At 35.4% G+C, this 18,899-nt stretch carries 14 protein-coding genes; 2 read left to right on the top strand and 12 right to left on the bottom strand.

Annotated features, from left to right (window positions below):
• Positions 1-47 precede the first annotated feature (47 nt).
• From F3I00_RS03955 to F3I00_RS03910, 10 genes are all read right to left on the bottom strand, one after another.
• Positions 48-4,346 (bottom strand): PolC-type DNA polymerase III, encoded by a 4,299-nt coding sequence (locus F3I00_RS03955; RefSeq protein WP_020806914.1) that lies wholly within the window; start codon positions 4,344-4,346, stop codon positions 48-50.
• Positions 4,347-4,351: 5 nt separating this feature from the next.
• Positions 4,352-6,049 carry a proline--tRNA ligase gene (locus tag F3I00_RS03950; RefSeq protein ID WP_020806915.1) on the bottom strand — a complete coding sequence of 566 codons (1,698 nt, stop codon included), beginning with the start codon at positions 6,047-6,049 and terminating at the stop codon, positions 4,352-4,354.
• Positions 6,050-6,065: 16 nt separating this feature from the next.
• Entirely contained in the window at positions 6,066-7,322 is a 1,257-nt protein-coding gene (rseP, locus tag F3I00_RS03945; RefSeq protein ID WP_020806916.1) for an RIP metalloprotease RseP, read from the bottom strand.
• 12 nt (positions 7,323-7,334) lie between these two features.
• A complete protein-coding gene (locus F3I00_RS03940; protein WP_003649034.1) occupies positions 7,335-8,126 on the bottom strand; it encodes a phosphatidate cytidylyltransferase in 792 nt (263 codons plus the stop codon).
• A 25-nt stretch (positions 8,127-8,151) separates the two neighbouring features.
• Positions 8,152-8,871 carry an isoprenyl transferase gene (locus F3I00_RS03935; protein ID WP_003649035.1) on the bottom strand — a complete coding sequence of 240 codons (720 nt, stop codon included), beginning with the start codon at positions 8,869-8,871 and terminating at the stop codon, positions 8,152-8,154.
• Between the two features lie 18 nt (positions 8,872-8,889).
• A complete protein-coding gene (frr, locus tag F3I00_RS03930) occupies positions 8,890-9,447 on the bottom strand; it encodes a ribosome recycling factor (protein WP_020806917.1) in 558 nt (185 codons plus the stop codon).
• Entirely contained in the window at positions 9,447-10,172 is a 726-nt protein-coding gene (pyrH, locus tag F3I00_RS03925; protein WP_159310989.1) for a UMP kinase, read from the bottom strand. The genes frr and pyrH overlap by 1 nt, the downstream gene beginning before the upstream one ends.
• 109 nt (positions 10,173-10,281) lie before the next feature.
• Complete coding sequence (tsf, locus tag F3I00_RS03920; RefSeq protein WP_003649037.1) at positions 10,282-11,307, bottom strand: translation elongation factor Ts; 1,026 nt, start codon at positions 11,305-11,307, stop codon at positions 10,282-10,284.
• A 37-nt stretch (positions 11,308-11,344) separates the two neighbouring features.
• Positions 11,345-12,130 carry a 30S ribosomal protein S2 gene (gene rpsB / locus F3I00_RS03915; protein WP_003649038.1) on the bottom strand — a complete coding sequence of 262 codons (786 nt, stop codon included), beginning with the start codon at positions 12,128-12,130 and terminating at the stop codon, positions 11,345-11,347.
• A gap of 153 nt (positions 12,131-12,283) precedes the next feature.
• Positions 12,284-13,312: a GIY-YIG nuclease family protein gene (locus F3I00_RS03910; RefSeq protein WP_020806919.1), complete on the bottom strand. Its 1,029-nt coding sequence runs from the start codon at positions 13,310-13,312 to the stop codon at positions 12,284-12,286.
• Between the two features lie 68 nt (positions 13,313-13,380).
• On the opposite strand from F3I00_RS03910, the gene F3I00_RS03905 reads away from it, so the two are divergent.
• Together F3I00_RS03905 and F3I00_RS03900 are read left to right on the top strand one after the other, a co-directional pair.
• Positions 13,381-13,995 (top strand): 1-acyl-sn-glycerol-3-phosphate acyltransferase, encoded by a 615-nt coding sequence (locus F3I00_RS03905; protein WP_159310988.1) that lies wholly within the window; start codon positions 13,381-13,383, stop codon positions 13,993-13,995.
• A 66-nt stretch (positions 13,996-14,061) separates the two neighbouring features.
• The gene (locus tag F3I00_RS03900; RefSeq protein ID WP_020806920.1) at positions 14,062-15,243 is read left to right on the top strand and encodes a cyclopropane-fatty-acyl-phospholipid synthase family protein; all 1,182 of its coding nucleotides are present in this window, start codon (positions 14,062-14,064) and stop codon (positions 15,241-15,243) included.
• A gap of 53 nt (positions 15,244-15,296) precedes the next feature.
• Here F3I00_RS03900 and F3I00_RS03895 read toward each other — a convergent pair whose 3' ends face one another.
• Together F3I00_RS03895 and F3I00_RS03890 are read right to left on the bottom strand one after the other, a co-directional pair.
• On the bottom strand, positions 15,297-17,090 hold the full coding sequence (locus tag F3I00_RS03895; RefSeq protein WP_020806921.1) for an ABC transporter ATP-binding protein: 1,794 nt from the start codon (positions 17,088-17,090) through the stop codon (positions 15,297-15,299).
• Positions 17,080-18,846 (bottom strand): ABC transporter ATP-binding protein, encoded by a 1,767-nt coding sequence (locus F3I00_RS03890; protein ID WP_159310987.1) that lies wholly within the window; start codon positions 18,844-18,846, stop codon positions 17,080-17,082. Before F3I00_RS03890 ends, F3I00_RS03895 begins: the two co-directional genes overlap by 11 nt.
• Positions 18,847-18,899: the final 53 nt, after the last annotated feature.

The raw sequence follows: 18,899 nt of genomic DNA, 5'->3' as shown, positions 1-18,899 counted from the left end.
CTTCGTTCTTAGAATAGCATATTTACTAATATTTGTAAATTAACACGCTAAAATAGTGACAATTGATTTTGATCTGGCATTCCTTCAAGAACTCCATTATTCTCAAAATATTCCATAATTGTTTGTGATACTTTTCCGCGTGTTGCAAGATCTTCTTTTGAAAGAAACTTTTGCTCTGCACGGGCAGCAACAATTTGCTTAGCAGCATTATCACCTAAACCTGGAACTGCATTAAACGGAGCTAGAATAGTATGATCATCAATAATCTTAAAGTCCATTGCTTCAGATTCATTTACATCGACCATCTTAATTTTTATACCACGTTCTAAACATTCGTTTGCAATTTCAAGAACAGTAAGTAACGACTTATCCTTAGCAGAAACATCCATTCCTTTATCTTGGATTTCCTTCATTGCAGCCTTTACTGTATTTTTTCCATGGCTCATTGCGACTAAATCAAACAAATCAGCACGAACTGAGAAATAAGAAGCATAATAAATCACTGGATAATATACCTTAAACCAGGCAATTCTAAGTGCCATTAAAATATAAGCCGTAGCATGAGCCTTCGGAAACATATACTTAATCTTCAAACAAGAAGGAATGTACCAGTCAGGAATCTTATCATTTTTCTTCAAAATTTCCATGTTTTCATCACTGATTCCCTTACCGTGACGTACAGATTCCATGGTAAAGAAAGCAACTTCTGGTTTTACTCCCCAGTGAATTAAGTCCATCATGATGTTATCACGACAACCAATTACGTTCTTTAGCTTGCAAGTGCCGTTATTAATTAAATCTTCTGCATTTCCTAACCATACATCAGTCCCGTGAGACAAACCCGAAATCTGCAATAATTCTGAAAAAGTTGTTGGCTTTGTTTCTTCAAGCATTCCGCGAACAAATTTTGTTCCAAATTCTGGCACGCCCAAAGTACCAGTCTTTGACTGAATTTGCTCAGGGGTAACACCTAAAATTTCTGGACTTGAAAATAAGGACATTACTCCTGGATCATCAGGTGGAATAGTTAATGGGTCAATTCCTGATAAATCTTGCAGCATTCTGATCATAGTTGGGTCATCATGCCCTAGAATATCGAATTTCAAAATATTATCGTGAATAGAGTGGAAGTCAAAGTGCGTTGTAAGCCAAGCCGCATTTAAATCATCAGCAGGATACTGCACAGGAGTAAAGTCATAAATATCCATATTATCTGGCACAACAACAATACCGGCTGGGTGCTGCCCAGTTGTTCTCTTTACGCCGGAAGCACCAGCAGCTAAACGGTCAAGCTCAGCATTTCTTAGATGCAATTCATTTTCATCTTCATAATGCTTCACATATCCATATGCCGTCTTATCAGCAACAGTCGCAATAGTACCCGCTCTAAACGAATTATCTGGACCAAACATCACACGAATATAATTATGAGCAACTGGCTGATAGTCTCCAGAAAAGTTCAAATCGATATCAGGAACCTTATCTCCGTGGAAACCTAAGAAAGTAGCAAATGGGATATCCTGTCCATCTTTTACTAAGGGAGTTCCGCACTTAGGGCAATCTTTATCAGGTAAGTCGTAACCAGATCCATATTCCCCATTTTCAAAAAATTTAGAATATTTACATTTAGGACAACGATAATGTGGAGCTAAAGGATTAACTTCAGTAATTCCAGACATCGTCGCTACCAAACTAGAACCAACCGATCCACGAGAGCCTACCAAATATCCATCTTTATTTGATTTGGCAACAAGACGCTGAGAAATAAGATAAATAACAGCATATCCGTTAGAAATAATCGAATTTAATTCAAGTTCAATTCTGTCCTCTACAATCTTAGGTAACGGTTTTCCATACAACTCATAAGCCTTGTTGTAAGTCAGATCTTTCATTTCTTGATCTGCATTTTCAATATGTGGCGGATATAAGCCACTCTTAATAGGAGCAATTTCTTCAATTTGATCTGCTAACTTATTTGTATTCTCAATTACAATTTCTTTAGCAACATCTTCTCCTAAAAAGCTAAAAGCATCCAGCATTTCTTGAGTAGAATAAAAATGTAAATCAGGTAAATTCTTATTACGATTAGGATTTGATTTTTGGGCAGCTAATAAAATTTTGCGATAAATAGCTTCATGGGGCTCAACATAATGCGAGTCACCAGTTGCAACAACTGGTTTATTCAATTCTTTACCTAATTTGTAGATATTTTGAATAATTTCATGCAATTCAGCTTCATCTTTAATTAAATCATCGTCAATTAGCGTCTGGTAAGATGCAGGTGGTTGTACCTCAAGATAGTCGTAAAAGCGAGCCTTTTCGCGCGCCTCATCATATCCCTTTTGCATCATTGAAATGAACACATCACCTTGCCAGCAACCACTACCAAACAATAAACCCTTATGATATTTTCTTAGTTCGGACTTAGGCGTTCTAGGTATCCGATAGAAGTATTTAGTGCTTGCTAGTGAAACAAGCTTGTACATATTCTTTAAGCCCTCTTGGTTTAAAGCAAGAACACTCATATGGCTAGGCTTAGCTCTTTTATATACTTGACCATACTTTGCATAGTCATTCATCTTACCTAAATCAGCTTCATGGAAACGAGCATTAAAAGCATCAAGTAGCTTAAACATTAAATATCCTGTAGCTTCAGCATCTTGGTTAGCTCGGTGGTGATGCTCCAAAACAACATTATATTTTTTGGCTAGCGAATCAAGAGTATGTCGAGTCTGTTCAGGATGCAGCAATCTTGAAACTTCAAGAGTATCAACAACAGGTTGAGAAATTTCATCTAAGCCCGCACGACGTAAAGCAGCGTTTACAAAACCTACATCAAACTGAACATTATGTCCACATAAAGGACGATCTCCATAGAAATCTTTAAATTTCTTAATTACATCCTTTTCATCATCAGCTGCTCCAACCATTTCATCAGTAATTGATGTCAAATTAATAGTAGTATCACTTAAAGGATGATGAGGATTAATAAATTCATCAAATCTTTCAAGCACCTCACCATTTTTCATCTTAACAGCACCAATTTCGATAATAGTATCATACACTGAAGAAAGACCTGTTGTTTCAACGTCAAAAATCACATATTCACGATCACGATAATCCATTTCAGTAGGATTAAGCACGAGCAAAGCATGGTCATCAATCATATTAGCTTCATATCCATACAGGATCTTCATCTTCTCACTCGCACCAGTATGATATGCTTCTGGGAATGCTTGAACGTCAGCGTGGTCAGTAATTGCGATTGCTTTTTGACCAAACTTTTTGGCAGTTTTGATAAAATCGCTAGCAGTACTAGTTGCATCTAACTGACTCATATTTGTATGAAGGTGCAGTTCAACTCGTTTTTCTTCTCCCTCATACTTTTCTTCTCGACCCTTATGTTCAATTAATTCCAAGTTTCGAATATTGAAAACAACATCATGCTGATATTGATCGTCAGCTGCATAACCTTGCATACGAGCCCAAACACCAGGCTTAATTCCTTTTAGATAATCAATTTGATCCTTATCAGAAACGAATTTCTTAAAACTAATTGAATCAGTATAGTCAGTTATTTCACCAGTAAAAATTACGCTTCCAGATTTTAATTCATGAATATCGGTATTAAAAATGTGACCTTCGATAGCTACATTACCGCTTCCATCTTCCAAATCTTGAATCTGAATAAATTTAGCCTTTTTATCAACCTTATTACTGCCCATTCTCGTACTTTTAATGGGCATCTTTTTCTTAGGTTCAGCTGGTTGCTTTTCATAGAATTCCTGCATTGCAGATTCATGTTGAGCCTGCACTTGTTCTAAACTTTTTAGATTCTCATCAATATTAGTTTCATCAACCTTGGTAGTAAACTTAATATTAAAAAAGCCATATCTTCTAAATTCGCTATTAAGTTCTGCTAAAACTTGTTCAGAAAGAAGCCCGTTTACAACATTATTTTGGGTTGGAATCAACCATTTTTCTTTTTCTAAATGTGGGGCTTGTCCTTGTAAAAATTCTCGAACCGCAGGTTTCAAATTAGTTGAATTGTGAATTGCATATGTCCAGTATTCAGGTAAATTTTTACTATTTCCATCCTTGGTCCGGACTAATAATTCAACATTTACAAACGGTTCAAATGTTTGATGAATAAGTTCATTAAGAGAACGATAAGTTTCAAAATCTAGTGGTGTATCAAAAAAAACGTGGATTTGCCACTTTCTTTCATTAGCGTATACATCCACGTTTTCAATTTCACCATTTTGGACAATATCGTTATCTTCAAACTTATCAGGAAACTTGATTTGATCTAATAGTTTTTTGAAAAGTTCGTTTTTATTTGCCACAAAAATTATCCTAACTCTTTGGTAATCATTGCATCCAAATCAGAAATGCTAATTTCCGTAGCCTTTTCATCAGTTGGACGCTTAACTTCTACAATTCCATCTTTTGCTTTTCGACCAATTGTAATTCTTAATGGTGCACCGACTAAATCTGCATCATTAAACTTAACACCTGGACGTTCATTTCTATCATCGTATAAAACATCATACTTAGTTGAAAGTTCTTTTTCAAGTTTTTCAGCCAATTCTGTTTGAGTTTCATCTTTCATCTTCATTTGAATTAAATGAATCGCAAACGGAGCAATTTCTTTTGGCCAAGCAATTCCGTTCTTAGTTAAATGCTGTTCAACTGCTGCGGAAAGCATTCTTGTAACACCAATTCCGTAAGAGCCCATGATTACAGGCTTTGCCTTACCATTGTTATCTAAGAAATCAGCACCCATCGTCTTTGTATAGTAAGTACCTAATTTAAAAATATGACCTACTTCAATACTAGTAGTAAATTTCAAAGGTAAATGATCAACTGGATCTGGTTCGCCTTCATTTGCTGTACGAATATCAGCAAATTCATCAACTTTAAAGTCACGATTTAGATTAGCGTTTTGATATTGATAATCAGTTTCATTTGCACCAACAACTACATTATAAAGGTCTTTAACCGTTTCATCAGCAACAATCTTGTCAGCCCAGTCGGCACCAATTGGTCCTACACCGCCTTTTTCCGAACCAGTAATTTCTACTAGTTCATCAGCATTGGCAGTTCTTACTTCGTCAGCATCTAAGACATGACCTAATTTAACTTCGTTAATTTCTTTATCACCACGAATCAAAACTAAGACTTTTTGATCATCGGCAATATATAAAACACTTTTAACAATTCTAGTAGCTGGTACTTTAAGAAACTCAGCCAATTTATCAATTGTGTCCATACCTGGAGTAGCTACTTTAGTTAATTTCTTTGCGTCTTCTGGTTCCTGCTTAAAGGTATCAATACTTTTAGCCATTTCAAGGTTTGCAGCATAAGTTCCCTTTTCATTTGTAGCAATTGTATCTTCACCAATTGCAGCTGGAGCTTGAAACTCAGTTGAGTTCTTTCCGCCCATTGTACCAGAGTCAGCAATAACTGGGTGAACAGTCACACCAGCACGATTAAAGATCTTTAAATATGCACCCTTTTGATCATCAAACTGTTCATCTAGTTGTTCACGAGTTGCAGCAAAACTATATCCATCAAGCATAACGAATTCTCTGCCGCGAAGAAGACCAAAGCGAGGACGATTTTCATCACGGAATTTTGTCTGAATTTGATACAAAGCAAGTGGCATTTGCTTATAGCTCTTCAAATTCTTGGCAACAATTTCAGTAAAAGTTTCTTCATGTGTAGGTCCAAGCAAACTTTCACGGCCATGACGATCTTGAAGTTTAAACATTTCTGCGCCATATTTTTTATAACGACCAGATTCCTGCCAAAGAGTAGCAGGCAATAGATGAGGCATAATCATTTCAGGCACATTAATATTGTTCATTTCTTCTTCAATAATATTTTCTGCCTTACGTAATACGCGATAACCTAATGGTAAGTATGCATATACTCCAGCGGTTACCTGACGAATATAACCACCTCTAAGCATTAATTGATGACTTTTTGCTACAGCATCAGAAGGTGCCTCTTTTAATGTTGGCATAAAAAATTTTGATTGACGCATTTATTCCTCCAAAAATTTACTTAATAAAATATCGATAAATATCGTTTCCAGTTACAGCAACGATTAATAGTAATAGAATGACAAAACCAATTACATCTACAATAGCTTCCTTATCTTCAGGAATTGGCTTTCCAATAATTAGCTGAATTAGGTTAAGTAACAACTTACCACCATCTAATCCTGGAATTGGGATTAAGTTTACAATTCCTAAATTGATAGAAATCATTGCTAAAAAAGCTAGCAAATACGTAAAGCCCATATTTGAAACTTGAACTGTTTGCGAGTAAATACCAACTGGGCCAGAAAGCTTATTCAAACTAAAATGTCTAAATAAATTTCCGACTGCATTAAATATTAAACCAGTAGTACTAATACTTGTATCCCAGCCCCGTTTTAGCTTAGCTCCAAGGCTATTGTCAGGTTTGCCATAAAATCCTAATTGATAAATTCTTTGACCGTCTATTTTTCTAGCTTTGGGTTTTACTGAGAAATCTTTAACTTTGTTTTCTCTCTTTACTGTCACTTCAACAGTCTTTCCCTTGCTTTTTGCAAGTTCAGAAGCAATTTGATTGAAATTACTAATCTTCTTGTCATTAATTGCAATAATTTGATCATTAGCTTTAATACCAGCAACCTGAGCTGGTTGATTAGCAATTGTACTTCCTACTGTTGTAGTCGGAGCACCAGGAGCTGCTAAAGACCAAATAATAAATACAATAAAACCCAATAAAATATTCATAAAAGGGCCAGCAAAATTAGTTGCTAGTTTTTTTCCAACACTTGCTTCTTGAAATTGTGTATCACGTGGCGCAATTAATAATTCAGTTCCATTTTGTTCGATAATCGTTACATCATGATCAACGGCATATGTTTTAAGCTGATCTTCATTTCCATTTTCATAGCCTTGAATAATTAGACCATCTACCAAATCCGCTAAATTAACCTGCACAGGAATACCTTCAATTGGCATTTGAGATCCAGAAGCATCGATTCGCTTTACCTTATTTTGCTTATCTAACTGCAAAACTACAGTAGTACCTGGATCAATCTTAGCAGCATCATCAGGACCAGCTAAACGCACATAACCTCCTAATGGAAGCCATCTTATCGTATAAGTGGTCTTGGCGCGCATTTTTTGAAATAGTTTTGGTCCCATACCAATTGAAAATTCACGAACCAGAATACCGCATTTTTTTGCAACAATAAAATGTCCAAATTCATGAACAAAAACAAGTATCCCAAAAACAACTAGAAAGATTAAAATACCTTTCATTTAGCAGTTCTCCTATAAAATACCCATAAATGCAACAACAGGTAAAACGAAAAGCATGCTATCAAAACGATCTAAGATTCCGCCATGACCAGGTAAGATTTTTCCTGAGTCTTTTACACCATAAAAGCGCTTGTAAGCAGACTCAACTAAATCTCCCATTTGTCCAATAATTGACAAGAAAAAGGCTAAAATAATCATTAAAACATTATTTCTACCAGTAGGAACTAACGCAACATAAACTGCTGCAACAATTACTGCACAGATAACTGCGCCAATAGAGCCTTCCCAAGTTTTATTTGGACTAATTACTGGCCATAACTTATGTTTTCCGATCTTACGACCGACCATATAAGCCGCAATATCTGTGGACCAAACTACAGCAAAAACATAACCTAAGATTGCTAATCCAAGATGAGCATTTCTAATAGCTGCCATAAAGTGGAATCCAGTACCAATATATAATGCTGCAATAGTATAAACGCCAGCGTCATCAAAAGTTACTCTATTCTTAGATAAAACTGTTCTTACCAGCATTAACATTACAAAAATATAAAAAACATCATACTTATTCAAAAAAGCTGGTAAAAACTTAAAGAATGAGTCAGGCACTGCCATAGTCAAAGTGGCCAATAATGCCAAGATAAAATCCCAAGAAACAATAATCTGTTTCTTCATGATAAAAATTTCGCTAATTCCAACTGCTGCAAAGGCACAAGCAAGGACATCAATCCAGATGCCTCCCATTAAAACAATCGGAATAAATAAAATTAAAGCTACAATAGCTGTTATTACACGTTGTTTCATTTAAAAATCTACAGTTCTAATAATTTTACAATTTTCCAAATCGACGATTACGTCCGTAGTAATCTTTAACTAATTTTTCTAAATCATTTTTATCAAAATCTGGCCATAATTTATTTGAAAAACTAAATTCAGTATAGGCCATCTGCCACAACAAGAAATTTGATAGGCGTTCTTCTCCTGAGGTTCTAATCAATAAATCGGGATCATCATATGGAGTTAAAGAATGAGTTAATAAATGATCAGAAACCATCTTTTCATCAATATCATTAGGATTTATTTCTCCTGCTTTTACCTGATGAGCAATTTTTTGAACACCAGCAGTTATCTCTCGGCGAGATCCATAATTAAAGGCAAAATTTAAGATCATTCCGGTATTATTAGCCGTATCTGACATTGCCTTTTGTGTTACCAAATAAGTCTTCTCAGGTAATTCATCTAAAAATCCCATGATATTTACCCGGACATTATTTTCCATTAATTCAGGCATAAACTTATCAAAAAAGTCAATTGGCAAACGCATCAAATAATTTACTTCATCCGTAGGTCTTGCCCAGTTTTCAGTTGAAAAGGCATAGAGCGTTAAAACTTTGATCCCCATCTCATTTGCCGCAAGCGCAATATTTCGTATATTGTCCATTCCATGTCGATGACCAACAAAACGAGGTAAATGTCTTTTTTTTGCCCATCTGCCATTTCCGTCCATAATTATGGCTAAATGATTAAGTGATTTTTTCGATTCTGACATAGTTTATCAAGTCCTAGATTAACCTTGAGTAATTTCTTGACTCTTTTGATCTGCTAATTTGTCAATTTCTTTAGTAGCATCATCAGTTACCTTTTGAACCTGTTTTTCTAAATTACGTTGTTCGTCTTCAGTAATGTCGCCATTTTTTTCTTGACGCTTTAAAGTATCCATTGCATCACGACGAACATTACGTACTGCAATCTTTCCTTTTTCAGCAAGTTTACCTACTTGCTTAGCAATTTCTTGACGACGTTCACCAGTCAATTGTGGAATAACAATTCTAATTACAGTTCCATCGTTAGCTGGTGTAATACCAAGATCAGAAGCCAAAATAGCATGTTCAATATCATCTAAACTTGACTTGTCATAAGGAGTTACCATTAATACACGTGCTTCTGGAATACTTACACTAGACATTTGTGTAAGAGGTGTTGGTACACCATAGTAATCAACCTTAATTCCTTCTAGTAGGCTTGCATTTGCAACGCCGGCACGAATACCGCCTAATTCTTTTTGAAAGACAGCGATAGACTTTTTCATATTATCTTTTGCTTTTTCAATTACTTCATTAGCCATTATTTATCACCCTTAATTACAGTACCAATATTTTCGCCCATAACAACTTTCTTAATGTTACCAGGCTTATTAACATTAAAGACAACTAAAGGAATATTATTATCCATAGATAGCGAACTGGCTGTACTATCCATTACCTTTAAATTCTTTGAAATCAAATCAAGTTGAGTTAATTCAGAATACTTTTTAGCTTTTGGATCGACCTTAGGATCAGCTGAGTAAACTCCGTCAACTCCATTTTTAGCCATTAAAATAACGTCAGCGTCAATTTCGGCTGCTCTCAAGGCAGCAGTAGTATCAGTTGAGAAGTAAGGATTACCAGTACCACCACCGAAAATAACTACACGTCCTTTTTCCAAGTGGCGCATAGCTTTACGACGAATATAAGGCTCTGCAATTTGGCGCATTTCAATTGATGTTTGAACACGAGTTGGAACACCTAAATTTTCTAAACCATCTTGCAAAGCTAATCCGTTCATAATTGTAGCTAGCGTACCCATATAGTCAGCTTGAGCTCTTTCCATCCCTAAGTTTGCACCAGTTTCACCACGCCACATGTTTCCACCGCCACAAACAATTCCGATTTCAACGCCCATATCATGTACAGACTTTATTTCCTCAGCTAAGTGCTTAATAACTTCTGGATTAATACCAGTACCTTTTTCACCAGCAAGAGCTTCTCCTGAAACTTTTAAAATGATACGTTTGTACTTAATTTGACTCATAAATTTACCTCCTCATATGCTTTTATCATTTTACCATAAAATCACTGTAATATATTATACAGAAAAAAAGGGAGCAGCGCTTTAGCGTTACTCCCTTTTAAGTAAATAATTACTTCATTTGTTCACGTACTTCAGCAGCAAAGTCTTCTTGCTTCTTTTCAATACCTTCGCCAACTTCATAACGTTGGAAAGCAACTAACTTAGCTCCCTTTTCCTTCAAGAATTCACCAACAGTCTTGCTGTCGTCCATAATGTAGTTTTGTGATAAGACTGCGAATTGCTTATCAACTTGAGTATTATCGTCAATAAAGCGTTGCATCTTACCAGGAATAATCTTATCCCAAATCTTTTCAGGCTTACCTTCTTCTTTAAGTTCAGCCTTAATATCTTCCTTAGCCTTAGCTAAAATCTCATCACTTAATTGCTTTTCTGAACCATAAACAAGGTGTGGCAATGGTTTTTTGTTTACCAAAGCACGACTTTCATTATCTTGATCAATCTTGTGGTTCATCACAGCTAATTGATCAGTAATGAATTCGTCATCTAATTCTTCAGGTGAAATAACCTTAGGACTCATAGCCGCAATATGCATTGCTAAATGTTTAGCAGTAGCAGCGTCAGCACCTTCTAAAACAGTGATAACTCCAATTTGACCACCATTATGTTGGTAAGCACCAAATTCTTGGTCATCAGTCTTTTCTTCCAAAGCGAAACGACGCAAAACAATCTTTTCACCAATTGTAGCAGTTGCGTCTACAAAAGATTGAGCTAAGGTAGTACCATCAGCCATCTTTAATTCTTCAGCTGCTTCCATGTTGGCAGGTTTACCTTCAGCAATAGTCTTAGTAGCTGCATTTACCAATTTAACAAACTTATCGTTTGAAGAAACGAAGTCAGTTTCTGAGTTAACCTCAGTAATAGCTGCAACATTACCATCAACGTAAACACCAGTTAAACCTTCAGCTGCAACACGATCAGCTTTCTTAGCAGCCTTAGCCATACCCTTATCACGAAGATATTGAACTGCCTTGTCCATGTCACCGTCAACTTCTACTAATGCTTTCTTAGCGTCCATAACGCCAGCACCAGTACGTTCACGTAATTCTTTAACTAATTGAGCAGTAATTTTTGCCATTAATATGTCCTCCTACAGAACTAACAGTAAAAACAAATTAGTCTTCTGATTTTTCTACAACTTCTTCGATAGATTCTTCGTCACCGTTTTCAGCTGCAGCTTTATCAGCCATTTCCTTTTCAACGTCTTCGCTATCGTCTTGACCTTGCTTACCTTCGATAATTGCGTCAGCCATAGCACCTGAAATTAAACGAATTGCACGAATTGCATCGTCGTTTGCTGGAATAACAACGTCGATTGGATCTGGATCAGTGTTAGTATCAACCATAGCTACTACAGGAATACCTAAAATGTTTGCTTCGTGAACAGCGATCTTTTCTTTCTTAGGATCAACAACAAACATAACATCTGGAATTCTAGGCATATCTTCGATACCACCTAAGAATCTTTCAAGTTTTTCCATTTCCTTAGTCAAAAGTGCAACTTCCTTCTTTGGTAATACATCGAAAGTGCCGTCTTCTGACATTTCTTTTAATTGCTTTAATCTCTTAACACGGCTTTGGATAGTAGTCCAGTTAGTCAAAGTACCACCTAACCAACGTTGGTTAACATAGTATTGACCTGCACGTGTAGCTTCTTCTTTAACGGCGTCTTGTGCTTGTTTCTTAGTACCAACAAACAAGAATACACCACCGTCTTGAGCAACTGCCTTAACATAGTTGTAAGCATCATCTAACATCTTGATAGTCTTTTGTAAATCAATGATGTAGATTCCGTTTCTTTGAGTAAAAATGTAAGGAGCCATCTTTGGATCCCATCTTCTAGTTTGGTGACCAAAGTGGACACCTGCTTCAAGCAATTGCTTCATAGTAACAACTGTCATAAAAAATTCCTCCTGGTTAATTCCTCTCAAGAGGTCGTATTAAATTCTGACCAAAAATTGGCACCTAGGAATTTAATCGCTCTTGATGTGATATAAATTAAATATGCAAAATGCATACTCAAATATTGTAACGAATAAAGTTCTTAAATGCAATTAAAATTTCACATTATGTTCTTTTAGAAAATCTTCTTTCCATTTTCTTGAGTGATGTTTAAACCAATACTCTCTTTTTAAAGCCAGCCTTTTATCATCAAACTCTTCATGATAGATCATCTTTACTGGTCGCCGTGACTTCGTATACTTAGCTCCCTTTCCTTCATTATGCATTTTTAATCGATGTTTTAAATCGTTTGTAAAACCGCCATAAAAACTTCCATCATTACATAATAAACAATAAAAGTAGTAGCTTTCTTTCTTAGATTCTTTCCCTTGCTTTTTATTTTCAGAAATAATTTGCTCTATCTCAGGTGTAAATGATCCATCTGGGTTGTGAACCACAATTGCATCCCTTAAAGTTAAGCCATCGCTAGCTGTATTTCTAATTGCCTCAACCACCACTAAATTTGCATCTGCGTTTCTCTTTGAAACAAATGGCTGTACCCATTTCACACTTAAATGGTTTTCTAAACAATAATGCATGATCTCGCCCAAACGTTCTGGGCGATGAACCATAAACATTTTTCCTTTCATCTTTAACATATCGCTTGAAACTTTTATTATTTGTTCAAGATTAATTGCTAATTCATGTCTTGCTAAAGCCTTTTTTTCATCTGGGTTAATAACATGTCCCTTTGGAACTTTAAAATAAGGTGGGTTGACAATAACCATGTCATATTTATCTTTGCCTAACTTCTTGGGTGCCTCTAAAGCATTTAAGCAGTGTACTTCGATTCGATTTTCCAACTTGTTTAGTTCAATGCTACGTCTTGCTTGATCAGCCATATCTGCTTGGATTTCGACAGCATCATAATGAGCTCGATTAAAATATGACATATAAATACTAGCTGCGGCGTTTCCACTACATAAATCTACAACTTTATAGTTATCATGTATTTTTATCTGTGCAAAGTAGCCGAGAAGAAGTGTATCTAAAGAAAAAGAAAAAGCATCTTTTTCTTGAATAATGCGTAAATCATCATTATACATATAGTCAATTCGTTCATTAGGTTTTAATAGATCCATTTTCTATACCCTTCTAAAAATTCTTTGCTGTATTGTATAATACTATACATAAAATTGGAGGAAACAATATGTTTTATAAAATTATTCGCCCAATTGCACGTTTTATTGTATGGGTACTTAATGGACATCTGCATGTTCATCACAAAGATCGGATTCCAAAGGGAAACTATATTTTAGTAGCACCGCACAGAACTTGGTGGGAGCCAATTCTTTTTGCCTTAGCCGCTAGCCCAATGGAATTTATGTTTATGGCAAAAAAAGAACTTTTTAAAAACCCTGTACTGCGCTTTATTTTAGTGCATGCACATGCTTTTTCAGTAGATAGAGATAATCCTGGACCTTCTGCAATTAAAATTCCAGTTAAAGGATTACGAAAGAGTGACCTCTCTTTAATTATTTTTCCATCTGGAACTCGTCATTCTGAAGAACTTAAAAGTGGCGCCTTTGTAATCGCTAAAATGGCCAATAAGCCTTTAGTTCCTGTTGTCTATCAAGGGCCTCTTACTTTTAAAGGATTACTTAAGAGACAACCATTAGAGGTTTGTTTTGGCGACCCTATTTATATTCCGCGCAAAGAAAAAGTCAACAAAGAAACTACGCCCGCCTTGTACCATCAATTAGAAGAGGCATGGGATAAACTAGATAAGGAACAGAACCCTAGTCTCCACTATATTGCAAAATAATTTTTTAGTATTTTAGTTTTTTAGTGTTAGAATAACATAGTCTAATGTAGAAAAGGAGAATCAGTAATGTTAGAAAAACCTTTATATAAAATGATGCTTAGTCATTCATTCAATATTCCAGTAAAAGTTACCTACTGGGATGGAAAATCAGAAGTTTATGGAAATGGCACACCGGAAGTGGAGGTTATTTTTAACAAAAAGATTCCTTTTAAAGATATTACAAGTAATGCATCTTTAGCTTTAGGTGAAGCATATATGAATAAGGACCTTGAAATCAAGGGAAGTATTCAACAGTTAATCGAAGCAGCTTATGAAAGTAGCCAATCTTTCATGCGTGCTTCAAAATTCAGAAAATTTTTACCTAAGCAAAAGCATACTGAAAAACAAAGTCAAGAAGATATTCAGAGTCACTATGATATCGGAAATGACTTCTACAAATTATGGCTTGATCCAACTATGACTTATTCATGTGCCTACTTCACTAACGGAAATACAGATGATCTTGAAGCAGCTCAAATTGCAAAAGTGCATCATATTCTTCAAAAGCTAGATCCAAAGCCAGGTAAAACCTTGTTAGATATTGGCTGTGGTTGGGGGACACTAATGTTAACCGCAGCTAAAGAATATGGATTAAAAGTTACTGGTGTTACCTTGAGTCAAGAACAATTTGATTTAGTTAACAAAAAAATTAAAGATATGGGGCTCGAAGATCAAGCAGAGGTTTTACTTGAAGATTATCGCGAATTAGGTAATCGTGACTTTGACTATGTAACTTCCGTAGGAATGTTCGAACACGTTGGTTCTGAAAATCTAGGTGAATATTTCAAGGATGTTGCTAAATATTTAAAGCCACACGGTATTGCTTTAATTCATGGAATTACTCGTCAACAAGGCGGCGCTACTAATGCTTGGATTAATAAATATATCTTCCCCGGTGGCTACATTCCTGGTTTAGTAGAAATTGTTTCAAGAATTGAAGAAGCTGACTTGCAAATCGCTGATATGGAAATGCTTCGTCGTCACTATCAAAGAACTCTTGAAATCTGGGATAAGAACTTTAATGACCATCGCTCAGAAGTTGAAGGCATGATGGGGGAACGATTTGCAAGAATGTGGGATATGTACCTCCAAGCCTGTGCAGCATCTTTTGAATCAGGAAACATTGACGTTATTCAATATCTATTAACCAAAGGTCCATCAGGTAAAAGCTTGCCAATGACTCGTCAGTACATGTTAAACGATAGATAATAACTTAAAAATAATTTAAGCAGTAAAAATGCTCGGTCGACTGACCGAGCATTTTATTTATCGCTATTTTGTTGGAGCTTGTAAAGATTGTAGTAGTAACCTTTCTTTTCTAATAATTCTGTATGTGTTCCTCGTTCAACAATTCGTCCTTTATCTAAAACAATAATTTGATCAGCATCAGCAATTGTAGAAAGACGGTGAGCAATTGCTAGTGTTGTTCTACCTTGACGAAGCTTCTTCAACCCTTCTTGAATCAAGTTTTCTGTTTCAGTATCAACATTCGCTGTTGCCTCATCCAAAACTAAAATTTTAGGATCTGTTACTAAGGTTCTAGCAAAAGAAATTAACTGTCTTTGGCCTTGGCTAAGTTCTGATCCGCCTTCGATCACTTTAGCATGATACTTACCAGGCATCTTTTCGATAAAAGAATCAGCCTGTACTGCTTGAGCAGCTTTTTTAATTTGTTGATCAGTAATTTGATTATTATATAAACGAATATTTGAAGAAATGTCACCATAAAACATGAATGGTTCCTGTAAAACCAAGCCTAATTTCTTACGTAACTCTTTTTTCGAAAACTTTCTAATATCAATATCATCAATTAGGACTTCTCCACTACCAAATTCATAAAATCTCATCATCACGTTGATAATTGAGCTTTTTCCTGATCCAGTATGACCAACAATTCCTAGAGTCTCACCAGGGTTGACTACAAAAGATACATTATGAAGAATCTCATGTTTGCCATCATAAGAAAAACTAACATTCTTAAATTCAATTTTTCCTTTAGAGATTACTGCATTTTTATCATCTTCTTGCTTAGGCTCATATTCTGTTTCATCCATAATTCGAAAGATACGTTTTCCAGCTACAATTCCATCTTGAAAGAAAGTCATTCGATCCATCATAGTAGAAATTGGATTAAAGAACTGCTGTACATATTGAGAAAATGCATAAACAATCCCTGCTGGAACAAATGTCTTTTGAAGCGGAAAGCCAAAATACATCAAAACTAAGGCTAATGCTAAAGAATAAAGCAAACTAGTCATCGGAGATAAAAGCAATGAGTTGACCCTAATCATATTAAAGCGAGTCTTCATCAATGTGCCATTTTCATTTTCAAAATGATTAGTCATTCTCTTTTCTTGCTTAAATTGCTGAATTAAGGAAACACCTTCTATTGACTCATTTAAATTTGTATTAATCCTACTTAGACGTTCACGAAAACCACGATACAATTTTGAACTTTTCTGCGTATAAATCCAAAAGACAAAACCTAAAATTGGCAAAAATAATAGCACAATTAAAGCAGCAACTTTATTGGTCACATACATTGCTACAAAAGCAGTTACTAATGAGAAAACTCCAATAACTACCTGACAAAGTACTCCCAAGAAATCGCTCAAAGTCATCGTATCATTAGTAACTCTTGAAACAATTGAACCAGCTGGAGTCTGATCAAAATATCGCATCCCCAAACTATGAAGCTTACGATACAAATCCTTTCTGACACTCTCAAGCGTTTTTTCAGCACCAAGTGCATATAAATACTGGTAAACAAACTGAAGAACTGCCTTAATAATCGTTCCCAGCCCATACAACAAGCCAGCCCAGATAATAATTTGAACTGTTGCTTTTTGTTTAATCAAATAATTATCTAAGAAAAATTGCAGTCCTCTCGGCAAAAGCATGTTGATTACACTTACTAAGAAAGCTCCAAAAACGGCGATCCCCATCTCTACTTTAAAAGGCTTAACATATTTTAAAACACGTTTAAAAATATGGATTTGTTCTTTAAGCGGGATTGCCTTTGACCAAACTGATTTAGTTTCTTCATTATTGTCCATCTATTTCACCCACCTTTGCTTGTAGTTCTTGTTTACGCCACATTTCAGCATACCAACCATCTTGCGCCAATAAGTCAGCATGTTTTCCTCTTTCAACAATCTTTCCATTTTTCAAAACTAGAATTAAATCAGCATCCATTACCGAGGTTAAACGGTGTGCGGCAATCAGCGTCTTTTTGCCTTTTCTTTCAGATCGAAGCGAATTCAAAATAGCAGTTTCTGTCTTTGCATCAACTGCTGAAAGAGCATCGTCTAAAATTAAAATCGGACTTTCTTTTAATAATGCTCTAGCAATTGATAATCGTTGCTTTTGTCCACCAGACAATGAAACACCATTTTCTCCAACTAAAGTTTGATAGCCCGCTGGCATCTGCATAATATCATCATGTAAATCACTCTTTTGAGCTGCAGATTCTATTTTATTCTTAGTTGCATCTTGATCAGAAAATGCAATATTCTTCTCAATTGAAGTAGAGAACAAAAAGTTATTCTGCGGTACATAGGAAATTTCATTTAAAAGTAGTTTTAACGGAATATTTCGAATATCATGTCCGCCTAAAGTTATTTTGCCTTGATAGTGATCAAATTCTCTAAGTAAAAGCTCAATAATTGTAGTTTTTCCAGCTCCAACTTTTCCAACTAAACCTAATGTTTGTCCTGGCTTTAACGTGAACTCAATATTTTGTAAAACCGGAATTTCCTTTTCATCAGGGTAAGCAAAAGATCCAATATCATATTTCAGATCACCTTGAATATCTTTAACTGTTAAACTTTGATCAGCATTCTCATCTGTAATTTGTGGTCTTTCATATAAAAGACACTCAACACGATCATAAGAAGCTGATCCTCTTTCTAAAATATTAAATAAATAACCAATCGCAAACATTGGCCAGACCATATTAGAAATATAAGCAATAAATGAAACTAATTGCCCTACTGACAAAGTATGATTTGTTACTAATAAACCACCATAAATAATTGTGATTACATAAGTAGCACCAATAATTAAAGTTCCTAGTGGATCAAACATTGAATCCCACTTAAAAACCTTCTTATTAATCTGAATAGTTTCATCTACCATTTTATTAAAGGCAGCAGAATCTTGCTTGCTTTCGCCAAAAGCCTTTAATACTTTAATTCCAGAAACAGATTCTTGAGTTTTATTATTTAAACGAGAAAATGCCGCTTGTGACTTATCAAAGCTATAATGAAGTTTATCTCCTAATTTCCAGGCCCCTAAAGCCAAAAACGGAAGTGGCAAAAGTGCAATAACAGTTAAGCGAAAGTCTGTAAAGATAATCATTGCTATCATCGTTGTTCCACCAGTGACTAATGAGTCTACTAAAGTTAAAACGCCGTCTCCCGCAACATTTTGAATAGAATTGATGTCGTTTGTTGCATGCGCCATTAAGTCACCAGTCCGGTGTCTTTGATAAAAAGTGCGATCCATTACCATAAAGTGCTTAAACAAGCGTGACCGCATTTGTCTTTCTAATTCAGCCGCACCACCCCAAATCTGCTTACGCCAAAAGTAGCGTAATAAATACAAAACAATCGCAGCAGCAACAACCGCTAAAATCAAAGCTGCATATTCACTCCAACTAATTGATCCCTTATCTAATTGATCAGCCATCAATCCTAAAATTCTAGGAGGTACTAAATTTGCAATCGAAGTTAAAACCAGAAAACTAATTCCAATAATATATCTCTTTTTTTCTTGCTTGAAAAACCAGCCCAATTTGCTGAAAATATTCATTTTTTCACCTCACAATATACAAATAGACAGAGGAATCCGGTCCTCTGTCTATT

The organism is Lactobacillus sp. JM1, assembly GCF_009834385.1.
Lineage (GTDB): Bacteria > Bacillota > Bacilli > Lactobacillales > Lactobacillaceae > Lactobacillus > Lactobacillus paragasseri.
This window is presented reverse-complemented; position numbering and strand designations above follow the sequence as displayed.

Bases quoted from the DNA above. Each gene is read 5' to 3' on its own strand.
- F3I00_RS03950 (WP_020806915.1), bottom strand. From the start codon at position 6,049: ATGCGTCAATCAAAATTTTTTATGCCAACATTAAAAGAGGCACCTTCT.
- rseP (WP_020806916.1), bottom strand. From the start codon at position 7,322: ATGAAAGGTATTTTAATCTTTCTAGTTGTTTTTGGGATACTTGTTTTT.
- F3I00_RS03940 (WP_003649034.1), bottom strand. From the start codon at position 8,126: ATGAAACAACGTGTAATAACAGCTATTGTAGCTTTAATTTTATTTATT.
- F3I00_RS03935 (WP_003649035.1), bottom strand. From the start codon at position 8,871: ATGTCAGAATCGAAAAAATCACTTAATCATTTAGCCATAATTATGGAC.
- frr (WP_020806917.1), bottom strand. From the start codon at position 9,447: ATGGCTAATGAAGTAATTGAAAAAGCAAAAGATAATATGAAAAAGTCT.
- pyrH (WP_159310989.1), bottom strand. From the start codon at position 10,172: ATGAGTCAAATTAAGTACAAACGTATCATTTTAAAAGTTTCAGGAGAA.
- tsf (WP_003649037.1), bottom strand. From the start codon at position 11,307: ATGGCAAAAATTACTGCTCAATTAGTTAAAGAATTACGTGAACGTACT.
- rpsB (WP_003649038.1), bottom strand. From the start codon at position 12,130: ATGACAGTTGTTACTATGAAGCAATTGCTTGAAGCAGGTGTCCACTTT.
- F3I00_RS03910 (WP_020806919.1), bottom strand. From the start codon at position 13,312: ATGGATCTATTAAAACCTAATGAACGAATTGACTATATGTATAATGAT.
- F3I00_RS03905 (WP_159310988.1), top strand. From the start codon at position 13,381: ATGTTTTATAAAATTATTCGCCCAATTGCACGTTTTATTGTATGGGTA.
- F3I00_RS03900 (WP_020806920.1), top strand. From the start codon at position 14,062: ATGTTAGAAAAACCTTTATATAAAATGATGCTTAGTCATTCATTCAAT.
- F3I00_RS03895 (WP_020806921.1), bottom strand. From the start codon at position 17,090: ATGGACAATAATGAAGAAACTAAATCAGTTTGGTCAAAGGCAATCCCG.
- F3I00_RS03890 (WP_159310987.1), bottom strand. From the start codon at position 18,846: ATGAATATTTTCAGCAAATTGGGCTGGTTTTTCAAGCAAGAAAAAAAG.